This window comes from Rhizobium sp. ZX09 (genome assembly GCF_017357485.1).
Lineage (GTDB): Bacteria > Pseudomonadota > Alphaproteobacteria > Rhizobiales > Rhizobiaceae > Agrobacterium > Agrobacterium pusense.
The window spans coordinates 882,066-897,149 of the sequence record NZ_CP031363.1; the positions used below are offsets into that span (position 1 = coordinate 882,066).

The following is a 15,084-nucleotide window of genomic DNA, read 5'->3' on the forward strand; positions in this document are numbered from 1 at the left end:
GAAGGAGACCAGCCATGTGGATACAGATATTACAGCGCTTCCTTATCCTGTGCCTGATGTTGGCGATCGTTTCCGTCATCGCGTTTCTTTTGCCCTATATGGCCGGTGGCGATCCGGCCCGTACCATCCTGTTTTCGCGCATGCGTGATACGGCGCTTGATCCACACGCCGTTGAAGCGCTGAGAACCAGCCTCGGGCTCGACCGTCCGCTCTATGTGCAATATTTCGCCTGGCTGTCGAACGCGTTACGCGGTGACCTTGGCTTCTCCTTCACCAGCAGCCAACCCGTCGCCGGTGAGCTTTTGCGTTCCCTCGGCGTGTCGGTGACACTGGCGCTGACGGCGCTGGCAATAGCGGTGGCCGTTGCCCTGCCGCTCGGCACGCTTGCCGCAATGCGTCCCGGCGGAAGGCTGGACAATTTCGCGACGCTGATGATCCAGACCTTCGTCGCCACGCCCGAATACTGGTTCGCGCCCATGTCTGCGCTCGTCTTTGCCCTCTATCTTGGCTGGCTGCCCTCCGCGGGATGGGACAGCTGGCGTTCGCTGGTCCTTCCTGCGCTGACGCTGACCCTGCGACCGCTCGCCTATTTCACGCAGGTGACGCGCGCGGCGATGGCCGAAGTTTTACGCGCCCCTTATATCACGGCGGCGCGCAGCCGCGGGCTGGGCATGCATGGCACGGTCATGCGGCACGGCATCCGCAACGGCTCGCTTCCGGTAGTCACGTTTTTTGCCCTGTGGCTTGCGGGCCTGCTGGGCGGATCGGTGGTGGTGGAGGTGATCTTCGCCATCCCCGGAATGGGTCGGCTTCTCTACGATGCGGTGGTCAACCGCGACATCCCGATGCTGCAGGGCGGCTTCATCTGCATCGTCGCGCTTTCCATCCTGATCAATACCCTGGCCGACAGCTTCTATGTCCTGATCAATCCGGCAATGCGAGGTCGCCATGACCATTAGTCACTTTCCACAGGCTGCCGCCATGACGATGACCGCGCCCAGACGTCCCTCGACCCTCAACCGGTTCACGGATTTCATTCGCCGGCGGCACTGGACCTTCTATGCGGGATCGGCGATCTTTCTCGCCATCATCCTGCTGCTCATCATTGCGCCGTGGATTTCGCCTTATAATCCGGCGCAGCAGAACCTTCGCCTGCGGCTGAACGCGCCGAGCGCCGCCCATTGGCTCGGAACGGACCATCTGGGGCGTGATGTGCTCAGCCGTCTGCTCATAGGCGGCCGTTTCACGGTTACCATCGCCGCGATCACCGTCATTCTCTCGGTCGTGATAGGAGCCTTGATCGGCATCGTCAGCGGCCGCAGCCGCGGCATAGTCGATCAGATTTTGATGCGCATCGTGGACCTGCTCATAGCCATACCCGATGTCGTGATCGCAATTTTCCTCGTCGCCATATTCGGGCCCGGATACGGCACGCTGATCGCCTCGCTGACCATCGTTGGCTGGACGCCTTTCGCACGGCTGGCACGGGGACTGACGCTTTCGATCAATTCCCGTGAATATATCCGCGCGGCAGAGGTGCTTGGATGTACGCGGAGCTTCATCATCTTCCGGCATATTATTCCCAACACGATCTGGCCCATTGCCGCTGTCGCGTTCCTGCGGTTCGGCCACAAGCTGATCACGGTGGGCGGACTGTCATTTCTGGGGCTCGGCGTACAGCCGCCGGCCGCCGACTGGGCGCTGATGCTGTCCGATGCGCAGGCCTACGCCGAACGCATGCCCGTTCTGGTTATCGCACCGGGTCTGGCGATTTTCCTGGCGGCGCTCAGCGTGACCTGGATCGGCCATGGCCTCAACCTTGAAACCAAGAAAACGAGCGGTCATTGACGCCCGCGAAGGGGCAATGGTCGATTTGACTGCCGTCAAACATAGATGACGCCACGGACAATGAAGGAGAGTAATATCGTCTGAAGCCGCATGAAAATCCGTAAATGCCTCCGATTCAATAAAAATAAGGGGAACTCTTATGAATATCGAAGGACACACGCATGCCAGCACGGCCATGTCTTCCGAATGCGCACCGCTTCTGGAAATTGAGGACCTGCACGTTTCGGTGCCGGCGCAACATGGCCGGAAATTCGTCATCTCCGGGCTGACGCTTTCCGTCAATGCCGGGGAAGTTGTCGCTCTCGTCGGCGAGTCCGGATCCGGCAAGAGCATGACGGCGCTATCGCTGATGCGGCTCCTGCCACAGGGTGCGGAAATCAACTCCGGCCGAATTTCCTTTGCCGGGCGTGATATTCTCGCCCTGTCATCCGCCGAACTCGACGCGTTGCGCGGCGCAGATATCGGCATGCTGTTTCAGCAGCCACAGGCCATGCTGGATCCCACCAGCCGGGTGAGGACGCAGGTTGCCGAACCGCTATGGGTCCATCGCAAGATGAGCCGGCACGCCGCTCTCAATCGGGTCGTCGGCCTTCTGTCCGATGTCGGTATTCCCGATCCGTCTGCACGGGCGCAATGCTTCGCGCACGAACTTTCCGGCGGCATGGCGCAACGTGTCATGATCGCCGCAGCACTCTCGGGCAATCCGCAACTGCTGATCGCCGACGAGCCGACGACAGCGCTCGATGTCACCGTTCAGGCACAGATATTGCGCCTGCTCGATGACGAGCGCCGCAAGCGCCGGCTGGCCACGCTGCTCATCACCCATGATCTTTCGGTTGTCGCCGCATTCGCGGACCGGATCGCGGTCATGTATGCCGGCCGCATCGTGGAGGAAGGGCCCACCCAGGCGATCCTCAAGGCGCCGCAGCATCCCTATACCAAGGCGCTCATCAGCTGCTCGCTTCTGACCACTGACGGCGAGGGGCAGTTGCTGACAATCCCCGGCTCCAGTTCGCAGGCCCACGACATGTCCTGCGGCTGCCGGTTTCACCCGCGCTGCTCGCTCGCCAAATCCGCCGGCATGGGCAGCCGCTGCATGGCAGCCGAACCGAATCTGAATGCCCTGCCGGAAGGACGCAAGGCCCGGTGCTGGGCAGTCGGTGACGAGCAGGTCAACCATGATCATGCTGGCCACGCAATGTGCTGAAGGAGGTGACGATGTTATCGCCAACGATGAAACAGGCCACGCCATCGGTCGGCAGCGACAGCCGACCCTATGTGATTGCCAAAAATCTTTGCAAATATTACCCCATATCAGGCTTCGGTCACCGGGTGGTGAAATCCGTTGACGACGTGTCGCTGACGATCGGCGAAGGCGAGGTTCTGGGCCTCGTCGGCGAATCCGGCTGCGGCAAAAGCACCGTCGCCGGATTGATAACGCGGCTGACGAACGCGACGAAAGGCGAGGTCAGCATCGGTAATCATAATATACTGCAAATCCAGGGCGAAGAGCTTCGGCGGATGCGTCGGGTCGTGCAACTGGTGTTTCAGGATCCCTATTCGGCACTCGATCCCCGTATGCGCATCGGGCAAAGCATGGAAGCACCGCTTGCCCAGCACGGCATCGGCTCTCGCGAGGAACGCGCGACGCGGGTTTTCCGGATGCTGGAAGAGGTCGGTCTTGATGCCTCATTTTACGATCGTTATCCCAGCCAGTGTTCCGGCGGGCAATTGCAGCGCGTCGTCATAGGGCGCGCACTTCTTCTCAATCCGAGTTTCCTCGTTTGCGATGAGCCGACATCGGCGCTCGACGCCTCCATGCGCACGCAGATACTGAACCTCCTGATGGACATGAAGCGTCGCCACGGTTTGACGGTTCTGATGATTTCCCATGACCTGCGTGTGGTGCGTTATCTGTGCGATCGCATCGCGGTAATGTATCTCGGGCGCGTCGTTGAAATCGCTGACCGTGAAGAGCTTTTCCGGGCGCCGACGCATCCCTACACCAAGGCCCTCATTGCATCGTCGATGCTGGACGAGACGGGGTTGTATGCACCGGAAATGCTCCTGGACGGTGATCTGCCGAGCCCTCTCAATCCTCCCGACGGATGCAAATTCCACACGCGCTGCAAATACGCGACCGCAATATGCGGAGAGGTAGAACCCGTTCTGGAAGGCGTTTCCGGCGAGCATTTCGCGCGTTGCCACCGCTGGCAGGAACTGGGTTGAAGGACGACGCAGCTACAGTTCTCTGATGCTGTAAAAACAGATGAATTGTGTGTTTGAAGCTTAATATCGGAATAAAATTCCGAGTATAAAACGTAAAATAGATGATATTCGAATGGATAATCTAAAGATATCCATAGGGTATTATTGTTGTAATTTTATGGAATAAGCGAATTTTCGAGAATATGTAAGAGATGTGAGCGTTGTCATCAAAAATAAAAGGGGAATCTTCTATGATGAAGCACGCACTTTTGGCGACGTGCGCCGTTGTTGTCTCATTCGGGGCACATGCGGCGACAGCCGGAACGATCACCTATGACGATTATACCGGCGTCAAGACCGGCTGGCAGATGGCTTCCGACGATGCCTATCTCGGCTCGCGGGCGGGATGTTTCGAAAGTCTGGTTCGTGTCGGTTATGACGCGACACTGGAGCCTGGCCTTGCCGAATCCTGGACGCAGACCGCGCCGAAGGTCTGGGAATTCAAGCTGCGCAAGGGTGTGAAATTCCAGAATGGTGAGCCGCTCAATGCCGCAGCCGCGGTCAATGCACTCACCAATCTTCTAAAAGCGCCTGTTCCGGCGCGCGCCTTCTCGCCCAAGCTGATCGCCGCTGTTGATGCCGATGGTGACGATATCGTGAAGATCACGACCATCGAGCCATCGGTGCTGCTGCCGGCGCAAATGGGAAGTCCGGCAACGTCGATCCTCGCGCCTTCAGCCTATAAGGATGGCAAGGTCGATCCGATCGGAACCTGCACCGGACCCTTCAAGATTACCAAGGTCGATACCAACCAATATATGGAGCTGACCGCAAACCATGACTATTGGGCCGGTATGCCGAAGCTTTCGGGCGGCCGCGTGAACTTCATCCCGGACGCCGATACGCGCGCCACCCAGATAAGAAGCGGTGAAGTGCAGATTTCGCGCATGATCCCGCCCTGGACGGTGAAGACCGTTGAAGCGGCCAAGGGCGTCAAGGTTGCGCCGATCACCGTGCCGCGGATCACCGAAATGCTGCTCAATAATTCAAAGGCGCCTTTCAAGGATATCAAGGTTCGGCAGGCGATCCGGGCTGCCATCGATACCGCCGGTATTGCGGACAGCATCTATGAAGGCGTGGTAAAGCCCGCAACGATGCCCTTCGCACCGGGTGAGCCGTGGGCGCCGCAAGACGTCACACCCGCTTATGACCTGGAGAAGGCAAAGGCTCTGCTGAAAGAGGCCGGAGTTGCTCCCGGCAGCCTGAAGTTGACGCTTCTCGCCTACACGGAAAGAACCGAACTCAAGGATGTTGCCGCCGTTATCCAGGCCCAGTTGCAGGAAATCGGCATCAAGGTCGACGTTCGCGTTGCCGATTACACAGCGATCGAGCCCGATCTCCTGTCCGGCAACTTCGACATGGTTCTTCTGTCGCGCGGTTACGCCACTGACGTTGCAGAGCCGATCGGTTTCCTGAACGCCGACTACACCTGCACAGGCGGTTACAACATCTCGCATTATTGCAGCGAAGAGACGGACAAGCTGATCAAATCGGCCTATGCGGTGGCCGAGCCGGCCAAGCGTTACGCCATCTATGCCGAGGCGGCGAAGAGGGTTTACGATGAAGCGGTCACCGTCTACCTCATCCACGAGACGGCTTTCGATGCCTATTCGGACAAGGTCGAGAACTTCAAGCCGCATCCGATCAACTACTTCATCATGACCAAGGATCTGGCGGTGAAATAGCCAATGTGACATTGCTGACGAGGTGTGGCCCGGTTCGCAAGAGCCGGGTCTCTTTTATGAGAAGGCCCCTGAACCTCTCCGCCGTCATTGCGGCCCTGTGCCGGAATCCAGCCAGCCCAGGTCCTTGGACTTAAAGGAGTCTTCCCGCCGTACAGACGCACGTCAGCTGGATTCCGGTTCAGGGCCGGAACGACGGAGGAGGGCGGATTCGATTCATTAAGCTGGGGAAACCTCCTCCGTCACCCTTGATTGAAAGGGAGAGGGCGTTTGCCGTCCGGGAGGAGAGAGGGATGGATGCCGTCCAAACCCGTCACACAATTCAGCGCGAAGCGGGGCAGGCAGTGCGATCCGGCGGCGGCTGTATGAAAGCGCCGCCGGTATCTCGTCTGATCAGGCGCGTGCTTCCGGCGTGTATCCAGCCGCGGTGATGATTTCTGCGATACGTGTCGCATCGGAGATGCCGCCAACCACCACTGTGCGGCTTGCCGGATCGGCATATACGGCAGCGCCGGGAACGGTCTTCTCGATCGCGCCCTTGATCACACCGGCGCAGTGCCCGCAGGTCATGTCTTCAACGTGGAAAGAAAGGTCGGCATTGACGGGTGCGGCAGTGGTTTCCGGGTGATGCTGGTGAGCGGTGCACATAGGCGGTTCTCCGTGATTGGGAATTCGTAACAGGGAGAGCCTGGACTATTCCAACGTGGGAAGGTCAAGCGCTTTATTCGCCCAAAGCCAGTGATTTCAGCTCTTCCAGAAAATCGGCATCAGCAGCACCAGAACCGTCAGGATTTCCAGACGCCCCAGCAGCATCAGGATCGACAGGAGATAGAGCGCCGGTTCGCTGATCGTGGAGAAATTGCCTGCCGGGCCGATGATCGGACCGATGCCGGGGCCGACATTGGCAAGCGAGGTCGCCACAGCCGAGGTGGCGGTGAGGAAATCATAGCCCATCAGGCTCATGGCCAGGCTGCCGGCAATCCAAAGTGCGATGAAACAGCTGATGAAGAGAAAGATGGTGCGGATGGTTTCCGGATCGACCACCTGCTGGCCGTAGCGCACGGAATAGACGGCATTCGGATAGATCAGCTTCTTGAGCCCGGCCCGCGCCACGTTGAAGATGATGAGAAAACGATAGGCCTTGATGCCGCCGGCCGTCGAGCCCGAGCAGCCGCCCATGAAAGTGGCGAAAAAGGCGACGACGACGACGAAGGGCCCCCACAGCGTGTAGTCATCGCTGGCAAAACCGCCGGTCGACAGGATGGAAGTCATGTTGAAGAAGGAATGGCTGAGCGCATCATCCAGCGGCACGCCGTTCCTGAAATGGTGGTAGACACCAACGGCAACCGAGATCGCGCAGAGGTAGCCGAGGAAGACGGCGATCTGCGGGTCGCGCAGCGTCTCCAGCCGGCGCCGCACGGCGAGCAGGATCATGACCGAGAACGGCAGGCTGCCGAAGATGAGGAAGATGGTGGCGATCCACAGCAGGGCCGTATTGTTGAAATAGGCGAAGGACGCGTCATGGGTGGAGAAGCCGCCCGTCGCAACCGTCGACATGGCATGGTTCAGCGCATCGAAATGCGACATGCCGGCAAAATCATAAGCGATGGTACAGGCGAGCGTCATGACGATGTAGATCGCCACGAAAGCCCGGGTGAAGCTTGCCAGCCGGGCGAAGGGGCGGTCGTTGCCGGTGTCGGAGGATTCCATGCGGAAGAAGGTCATGCCGCCGACGCGCAGCAGCGGCAGGATGAAGAGGCCGAGGGCGACAATACCGATGCCGCCGAGCCAGCACAGCAGCGACCGCCACAGGAGAATACCCTGCGGCGCATTGTCGAGACCCGAAATGGCGGTGGATCCGGTCGTCGTGATGGCGGAGACGGACTCGAAAAGCGCCTGGCCCGGCGTCAGGCCGAGTTCGGACAGATAAAGCGGCACTGCACCGACGATGGAAAACACCAGCCAGAGCAGGTTGACGAGCAAAAAGCCGAAACGCTTGTTGAACGAAGCGATCGGCCCGCGCGTGGCGAGCGCGCAGGCAAGCGCGAACCCGCCACACATGAAGCCGGAAAGCGCGAATACCATCCAGTCGTCATTGCCGTAATAAAGATCCGTCAGTGCGGGCAGGAACATGGCCGTGGCGAGATAAAGCCCGAAGATGGACGCTACATATATGACCGAGCGCAGAAGGTTACTGTTCAAGAAATGAAACCCGGAGTTCGTGGCCGCGCTGAAATGAGTCTTTGTCTCGGACGCCTTCCTATGGCATAGCGGGTGCCATTATGAATTTCAATGGATTGACTATCGTGGACAAGCAGCTTGTGGAAGCAGCGCGGCGGGAAGTGCGGGAAATATTCCCGGAAACGCCGCTGCAGTTGAATGAACATCTCAGCCGTCGGTATGGCGCGTCGATTTGGCTGAAGCGTGAGGATCTGTCCCCGGTTCGTTCCTACAAGATTAGAGGCGCATTCAATTTTCTGCGCAAGGCGGTGGCCAAGGCCGGCAAGGGCAAGATTTTCGTCTGTGCTTCGGCTGGCAACCACGCCCAGGGTTTTGCTTTCGCCTGCCGCCATTTCGGCGTTCATGGCGTTGTGTTCATGCCGGTGACCACACCGCAGCAGAAGATCGAAAAGACCCGCATCTTCGGCGGCGAGTTCATCTCCATCCGTCTGGTGGGCGATATATTCGACCAGTGTTACGCTGCTGCCCGCCAGCACGTGCAGGACAATGACGGCTACATGGTGCCGCCGTTCGACCATGAGGATATCATCGAGGGCCAGGCGACGGTTGCCGCCGAGATCATGGACCAGCTCCCGGATGGCACTAAGCCTGACATCGTCGTGATGCCTGTCGGCGGTGGTGGTCTTTCGGCTGGCCTGTCCGGATTTTTGGCCGGGACGGTCCGCAAGGAAAACTTCGTGTTCTGCGAGCCGGAAGGCGCACCGAGCCTGAAGAAAAGCCTCGAACGTGGCGAACCGGTGACGCTGAACAAGATCGATAATTTTGTCGATGGCGCCGCCGTCGCCCGCATCGGCGACCTCAACTTCAAGGCGCTGAAGGATTTCCCGGCCGATCAGGTCCAGCTCATCCCGGAAAATGCTATCTGCGTGACGATCATCGAGATGCTGAATCTCGAAGGCGTGGTGCTGGAGCCCGCAGGCGCGCTCTCGATCGCCGCGCTGGAAAAGCTCGGCCGCGAAAAGCTGGAAGGCAAAACGGTCGTCGCCGTGGTTTCCGGCGGCAATTTCGATTTCGAGCGCCTGCCGGATGTGAAGGAGCGCGCCATGCGTTACACGGGCGTGAAGAAATACTTCATCCTGCGCCTGCCGCAGCGTCCCGGTGCGCTTCGCGATTTCCTCAACCTGCTTGGCCCGGATGATGATATCGCCCGTTTCGAATATCTGAAGAAATCGGCCCGCAACTTCGGCTCGATCCTTATCGGCATCGAAACCAGCGCGAAGGAGAACTTCGCCGGCCTGCTGGAGCGCTTCGAAGCGGCCGGTCTCGGTTATGAGGACATCACCGAAAATGACATCCTGTCAAACCTGATCATCTGATCGGAAGAGGCAGGGAAGGGCGGGTGTCATCCGCCCTTCAAACGTGACACGAATTGAGGGAGTGCAAGCCATGGCATCGTTTTTTTCCAAAATCCTCTCGGCCTTCGGCTCCGGCCAGCCGTCTTCCGACGCCCCGCAGAAGACGGCGCAGGCAGAACCGCATGCGCATGGCGACTATCTGATCTATGCGACCCCGATCAAGGAAGGTGGCCAGTTCCGCCTGGCTGGCCGTATTGAGAAAAAGGCCGGTGACGAGGTGCTGGTGCATGAATTCGTGCGGGCCGACGTCTTCACCAGCCTCGATGATGCGGTGGAGTTCACCATCCGCAAGGCGAAGCTGATTATCGATCAGAACGGCTCATCTCTCTTCCCGGGAAAATGATGACGGCTGCATTGAGTGCCTGAACGCTACGGCCTTCAGGGACGGGCAGCATTTCTGTGCTTTGTTATCTGAATCAGTTGCGTGACCTACGTGGCAAAGAATAACGGCCGGGACAGGGTCCACGGCCGTTACGGTACGGAGTTCGGTCAATACCCGGCGGTCATGCCGGGATTGCCTTTGAATGAATGCCTCAGGCGGCCTGTGCCAGTTCTTCCACCTTGGCTTCGGCAGCCGCTACAGCCTTTTCGACTGCTTCGGGGCCGAAAGCCAGACCCTCGACGTAGATCACTTCCACATCGGTCATGCCCATGAAGCCGAGAACGGTCTTCAGATAGGGAACGGCATGGTTCATCGAAACGGCCGGGCCTTCGGAGTAAACGCCGGCAGCCGCCAGGACGATGTACACCTTCTTGCCAGTGGCGAGACCGACCGGGCCGGTTTCGGTGTATTTGAAGGTCTGGCCAGCGCGGGCGACGTTGTCGATCCACGACTTCAGGCCGGAATAGATGTTGAAGTTGATGAGGCCGGTGCCGATGACGACGGTGTCGGCGGCCAGAAGCTCTGCAACGAGCTTGTCGGAATAATCGGCTGCAACCGCTTCTTCAGCCGTGCGCTGATCGGGTGCCTTGCGGATTGCGGCTGTCTTGACGGTGTCGAGATGCGGGATCGGGTCAGCTGCGAGATCGCGGTGGACAAGGGTGTTGGAAGCCGACTTGGCCTTCAGCTTGCTGGCGAGCTCACCGGCGAACTTGTTCGAAACCGATTCGTCGCCGCGCGGGCTGGAAGTGATGAGAAGAATGTTGGACATGGTCTTTTCCTTGCATATTCGATGAATTGACGGGCGCCTTGGGAGGGCGGGAGAGCACGATGCCCTGCCTTTGCGCTCTATATGAAAAATTGCTGCCATCAAGAAAACTGTGATAATGTGGAAGCAATCTATCGATGAAATGGATGGGACATGGACGCGAACCCAACGCTCGATCAATTGCAGGTATTCTTGACGGTTGCCGAGACCGGCAGTTTTTCCGCCGCATCGCGAGCGCTCAATCGTGCGCAGTCGGTGGTCAGTTACACCATCGCCAATCTCGAAGCGCAGCTTGAGGTTACGCTTTTTGAGCGCAACGGTGTGCGCCAGCCGAAGCTGACGGACGAAGGGCGCGCCATGCTGGAGGATGCAAGGCGCATCGTCGCTGGCCTGCAGGAAATGCGTGCCCGCGCCAAGGGGCTGAAACAGGGGCTGGAAGCGGAACTTTCCGTAGCTATCAGCACCATGGTGCCGGCGGAGGCCGTGGTGGCTGTGCTGCGGGATTTTCGCACGCAATTCCCAACCGTAGCCCTCACTCTCAATGTTGGCGAGCTGGGCATGGTCATGGACATGGTGCTCTCCCGCAAGGCAGGCATCGGCATTGGCGGGGCGATGCTGCGCCAGGATGATGAGCTCGTCGTCGAAAAGGTGGGCCATTCCTTCATGCTGCCGGTCGTCGCGTCGGATCACCCGCTGGCGCAGATCGAACGCCCACTGGTTCTCGCCGACGTGCGTGAGGAGGTTCAGCTTGTCGTCACCGATGCCTCCGGCCTGACCAAGGGCCGCGATTTCAATGTTCTCTCCTACAAGACATGGCGGGTCAGCGACATCGCCACCAAATACCAGCTCATCAAGGGCGGTCTCGGCTGGGGCGGTCTGCCCGCATCGATCGTCCGCAACGATCTTACCAATGGCAGCCTCAAGGCGCTCGAACTCGAGGCCTATGAGCAGGGGGAATATCCGCTGTTTGCACTGCGACGGGTCGATTCGCCTGCGGGTCCGGCGGGGCAATGGCTCGCCGAGGCTTTTCAGCAGCGCCTGTCCGCCTGCCCGAACCACAAGGATTTCAACGGTATGCTTGCTGCCAGCAAACAGAGGACCATTGCTGTCGCCGCTGAGTGATATTGGCTAATTATATGTGGACCGGTCGGGCCTGCTTCTTCGCCCCGGCTGGGAGAGGAAACGCGCGGCAACCTCGGCGCTATGCCAGCAGAGACCAATTGACGTGGGCGGATCGCCTGCCTATACCTAATCACGGTCTGCAGTTCACCGAGGCATCGCCGTCCCGCATGGGAAGCTAAACCTGCATATGTATGGTTTGACAGCACTTATCCCGTGCCTTGTCGGAAGCCGGCGATCAGCGACACCTTTTCGGAATGGCACTTGAGGGTAAGTCATGCCACGTTCGATCCTTTCCATTGATATCGCCGATCTCTCGACCTTTGCTAAATCCGTGCGCGAGCAGATCGGCAGGCTGGACCGCCAGCCGAGCCATGTGGAGATGCTCAATCTTCTGAGCCGGGCTGCCGGTTTTCGAAATTTCCAGCATCTGCGCGCTGACCGGGCCTCGTCCGGAGAAAGCGGACCTTCCAAGTCAGAGCTGCTGCCAGCCGTCAATGAGGGCAGGGTGCTGAAGACGGTTCGTGTCTTTGATGTCGCCGGCCGGCTGATGCAATGGCCGGCCCGCCGGTCGCATCAGGAACTGTGCCTCTGGTATCTCTGGGCAAAAATTCCCGCGGGGCAGAGTTTTTCCGAGCGAGAATTCAGCAGCTTTCTGGATAGCCTGCACCTGTTCGGGGATGCGGCCATGCTGAGGCGCGACATGGTTGGCCTGAGACTCATCCGCCGTAACCGTGACGGAAGCGACTATCGGCGTATCGAACAGAAGCCGCCGCAGGAACTGCCGATGCTGTTACGCGCGTTGGCTGGGCGCGACTAGGAGAATACCTCCCGGCGACAGGTCGCCGGGAGGGCACGGTCGTTAAAGAATCAGGCGGAACTTCGCGAAACCTTCCGCGCCGTCGCCGGCATCCTCGATCCGGGCGCCCTTGATGTCGGCTGCGTAATGGCGTCCCTTGGGCCCGGTCTCGAAGACGGCGGTGGTGTTTGCCACCGGTGCAAAGGACCAGTTGGCATCCGCGGACGGGTTGATGGTGCCCTGATCGATGATATAGCGCACGATCACGTCGCGGTTTGTATCGGGCGCCACAAAGATCACCTTGTCGCCGGCGATATCGGGGAATTTGCCGCCGCCGCTTGCACGGTAATTATTGGTCGCAACCACGAATTTCTGTTCGGGATCGATCGGCTTGCCATTGAACTGCAGATTGACGATGCGGTTGCTGTCCGGGTTGACCGCCTTGCCGTCCTTGTCAAATTTCGCCGGTTTGGAAATGTCGATCTGATAAGTCACGCCATCGATCACGTCGAAATTATAGGACGGGAAGTCTGGGTTGAGCAGTGGCGCATCCTTGGCACCGGCCTCAACCGTATTGAACATGCCGGCGGACATTTCCAGCCAGTTCTTCACCTGCGCCCCGTTGATCAGCACTGCCTGCACCGTGTTGGGATAAAGATAGAGATCGGCGACGTTCTTGATGGCGATGTCACCGGCGGGGACATCGGTGTAATAATCCGCGCCGCCACGACCGCCCGATTTGAAGGGGGCCGCTGCCGAAAGCACGGGCAGATCCTTATACTGCCCTTCCTTCAGCATGTCCTTGATGTACCAGGTCTGGGCGTTGGAGACGATCTGCACGGACGGATCGTCTGCCACCAGCGCGAAATAGGAATAGAGCGGCGCGGATGTCTTGCCGACCGGGCGGCGCACATAGGCAAGGGCCGCTTCGTGATCCACCTTGGCTGCGGCGAGAACCTCCGGCTTGTCGGTATAGTCAGCAACGACCTTGCGATTTTCATCGCGATGGTAGATCGGGCGGGCTTCTGAGGTGAAGTCGACGATCTTCCAGCTCTTGCCATCCTTTTCAAGCAGCAGGTCGATAAGGCCCATATGGGAGCCCCAGAAGCCGGCCATGACCGCCGGCTTGCCCATCAGCGTCCCCTTGACCGCATCCGCACCCTCGATGCCGTCCCAGGTCTTCGGACCGGGGAAAACAAGGTGCTGGTGGCCGGTGAAGATCGCATCAATGCCTTCAACAGCTGCGAGATATAGCGATGCGTTTTCCATGCGCTCGGTCTGGCCCTTGCCGTCGATGCCGGAATGGGAAAGGGCGATGATGATATCCGCGCCTTCCTCCTTCATGACAGGCACCCAGGCTTTCGCCGCCTCGACGATGTCACGCGTCTGCGCCTTGCCCTCGAGATTCTTGGAATCCCACATCATGATCTGAGGCGGCACGAAACCGATGATGCCGACCTTGACCGGGCTGGTGACGCCGCCGCCATCGCGGATCTGTTTTTCCAGAATGACATAGGGCTTGAAGAACAGCTCGTCGTTCTTCGGATCGGAAGCCAGCTGCCCCTTGGTGAGGTTGGCGCACACATAGGGGAAACCGGCGCCCGCCAGCGTGTTCGACATATAGTCGAGACCGTAATTGAATTCGTGGTTGCCGAGCGTGCCGCAATCGTAGCCCAAGACGTTCATGGCATTGATGACAGGGTGCTTGTCGCCGGCCTTCATGCCGCGCTCATAGGCGATATAGTCGCCGAGCGGGTTGCCCTGCAGGAAGTCGCCGTTATCCACCAGCATCGAGTTCCCGGCTTCGGCGCGGATGGTGTCTATGATCGAGGCGGTGCGCGCCAGACCCATCGTGTCGTTCGGTTTGTCGGCGTAATAATCATAGGGAAAGACGTGAACATGGATGTCGGTCGTTTCCATGATGCGCAGATGCGCCTGGTTGGCCGCCGCACGCGCAGCAAAAGGGTGCAACATCACGAGCGCCGAAGTGGCTGCAATGCCACCCAGAAGTGAGCGCCGGGTAATGGGGTGTAGGGCGAGAAGCGACGACATGGGAACTCCTTCGGATGAAGCTTGCTCTGTCTTTAAAGACGACAGGGTAGAAGCAATCGCAGAGGAGTCCATCACCAAAATGACAGGCCCATGACAGATGGGCCGGTTTTCAACCGTTTGATAAATTTTTTGTCAGTAACGTGCGGCGCAGGTCCCGCCGCACTGGAAAATGCGCGTCATTTGTTCCGCGCATTGTAATGCTCCGGATCAGCGGGCCAGTGTCGGTTTCACGTCTTCGTGGAAGAAACGAAAATAGGAAGAGAGCTGCGCCAGCGTGTTGGTGGAAAGCTTGAGCTGCAGACCAAGACGGTTCATGTGCTGCCACTGCACGACGCCCTCGATGAAGCCCAGATCCTCACTCTGCACCTTGACCCGGCTACCCTTGGCGGCAGCGAAAGGCCCGTCCAGCTCGAGCGCCATTCCGGTTGCCGACAGATCGACGACACGTCCTCTGGTCGACTGGCTGAAATAATGCACAGTCGCAAAGATCCTTGTCTTGCTGCGAGGCGCGGTCCGGGTCGCCATATTGAGGTTGTTTGTCATTTTTCTACTCAAATCAATTGTTTCCGATG

At 59.0% G+C, this 15,084-nt stretch carries 14 protein-coding genes; 9 read left to right on the forward strand and 5 right to left on the reverse strand.

Annotation, left to right across the window (positions count from 1 at the left end; all coding sequences use genetic code 11):
* Nucleotides 1–14 precede the first annotated feature (14 nt).
* The 5 genes from BTN45_RS04295 (at nt 15) to BTN45_RS04315 (ending at nt 5,801) form a co-directional block, all read left to right on the forward strand.
* Entirely contained in the window at nt 15–959 is a 945-nt protein-coding gene (locus BTN45_RS04295) for an ABC transporter permease (protein WP_004441204.1), read from the forward strand.
* On the forward strand, nt 949–1,848 hold the full coding sequence (locus BTN45_RS04300) for an ABC transporter permease (protein WP_022555995.1): 900 nt from the start codon (nt 949–951) through the stop codon (nt 1,846–1,848). The genes BTN45_RS04295 and BTN45_RS04300 overlap by 11 nt, the downstream gene beginning before the upstream one ends.
* A 139-nt stretch (nt 1,849–1,987) precedes the next feature.
* Nucleotides 1,988–3,055, forward strand: a complete 1,068-nt coding sequence (locus BTN45_RS04305) for an ABC transporter ATP-binding protein (protein ID WP_037089019.1) — start codon at nt 1,988–1,990, stop codon at nt 3,053–3,055.
* An 11-nt stretch (nt 3,056–3,066) separates the two neighbouring features.
* On the forward strand, nt 3,067–4,077 hold the full coding sequence (locus tag BTN45_RS04310) for an ABC transporter ATP-binding protein (RefSeq protein WP_207589074.1): 1,011 nt from the start codon (nt 3,067–3,069) through the stop codon (nt 4,075–4,077).
* Nucleotides 4,078–4,307: 230 nt separating this feature from the next.
* Nucleotides 4,308–5,801 carry an ABC transporter substrate-binding protein gene (locus tag BTN45_RS04315; protein ID WP_207589076.1) on the forward strand — a complete coding sequence of 498 codons (1,494 nt, stop codon included), beginning with the start codon at nt 4,308–4,310 and terminating at the stop codon, nt 5,799–5,801.
* 390 nt (nt 5,802–6,191) lie between these two features.
* Here the strand turns inward: BTN45_RS04315 and BTN45_RS04320 are convergent, their stop codons facing one another.
* Complete coding sequence (locus tag BTN45_RS04320) at nt 6,192–6,446, reverse strand: heavy-metal-associated domain-containing protein (RefSeq protein WP_112765720.1); 255 nt, start codon at nt 6,444–6,446, stop codon at nt 6,192–6,194.
* Between the two features lie 96 nt (nt 6,447–6,542).
* Complete coding sequence (locus tag BTN45_RS04325) at nt 6,543–8,000, reverse strand: TrkH family potassium uptake protein (RefSeq protein WP_004441214.1); 1,458 nt, start codon at nt 7,998–8,000, stop codon at nt 6,543–6,545.
* A gap of 80 nt (nt 8,001–8,080) precedes the next feature.
* Between BTN45_RS04325 and ilvA the strand changes: the two genes are divergently transcribed.
* The gene (ilvA, locus tag BTN45_RS04330; protein ID WP_004441216.1) at nt 8,081–9,355 is read left to right on the forward strand and encodes a threonine ammonia-lyase; all 1,275 of its coding nucleotides are present in this window, start codon (nt 8,081–8,083) and stop codon (nt 9,353–9,355) included.
* 70 nt (nt 9,356–9,425) lie between these two features.
* Nucleotides 9,426–9,737 (forward strand): HlyU family transcriptional regulator, encoded by a 312-nt coding sequence (locus BTN45_RS04335; RefSeq protein WP_004441218.1) that lies wholly within the window; start codon nt 9,426–9,428, stop codon nt 9,735–9,737.
* Between the two features lie 190 nt (nt 9,738–9,927).
* Here BTN45_RS04335 and BTN45_RS04340 read toward each other — a convergent pair whose 3' ends face one another.
* Nucleotides 9,928–10,545, reverse strand: coding sequence for an FMN-dependent NADH-azoreductase (locus BTN45_RS04340; protein WP_006697949.1), 618 nt, complete (start codon nt 10,543–10,545; stop codon nt 9,928–9,930).
* Nucleotides 10,546–10,695: 150 nt separating this feature from the next.
* On the opposite strand from BTN45_RS04340, the gene BTN45_RS04345 reads away from it, so the two are divergent.
* Both BTN45_RS04345 and BTN45_RS04350 read left to right on the forward strand, forming a co-directional pair.
* Nucleotides 10,696–11,664 (forward strand): LysR family transcriptional regulator, encoded by a 969-nt coding sequence (locus BTN45_RS04345; RefSeq protein ID WP_207589078.1) that lies wholly within the window; start codon nt 10,696–10,698, stop codon nt 11,662–11,664.
* A 274-nt stretch (nt 11,665–11,938) separates the two neighbouring features.
* Nucleotides 11,939–12,481: a DUF2087 domain-containing protein gene (locus tag BTN45_RS04350; RefSeq protein WP_207589080.1), complete on the forward strand. Its 543-nt coding sequence runs from the start codon at nt 11,939–11,941 to the stop codon at nt 12,479–12,481.
* Nucleotides 12,482–12,523: 42 nt separating this feature from the next.
* Here BTN45_RS04350 and BTN45_RS04355 read toward each other — a convergent pair whose 3' ends face one another.
* The gene (locus tag BTN45_RS04355) at nt 12,524–14,512 is read right to left on the reverse strand and encodes a bifunctional 2',3'-cyclic-nucleotide 2'-phosphodiesterase/3'-nucleotidase (RefSeq protein ID WP_207589082.1); all 1,989 of its coding nucleotides are present in this window, start codon (nt 14,510–14,512) and stop codon (nt 12,524–12,526) included.
* A 207-nt stretch (nt 14,513–14,719) separates the two neighbouring features.
* Nucleotides 14,720–15,055 carry a PilZ domain-containing protein gene (locus tag BTN45_RS04360; RefSeq protein WP_004441225.1) on the reverse strand — a complete coding sequence of 112 codons (336 nt, stop codon included), beginning with the start codon at nt 15,053–15,055 and terminating at the stop codon, nt 14,720–14,722.
* Between the last annotated feature and the right edge of the window lie 29 nt (nt 15,056–15,084).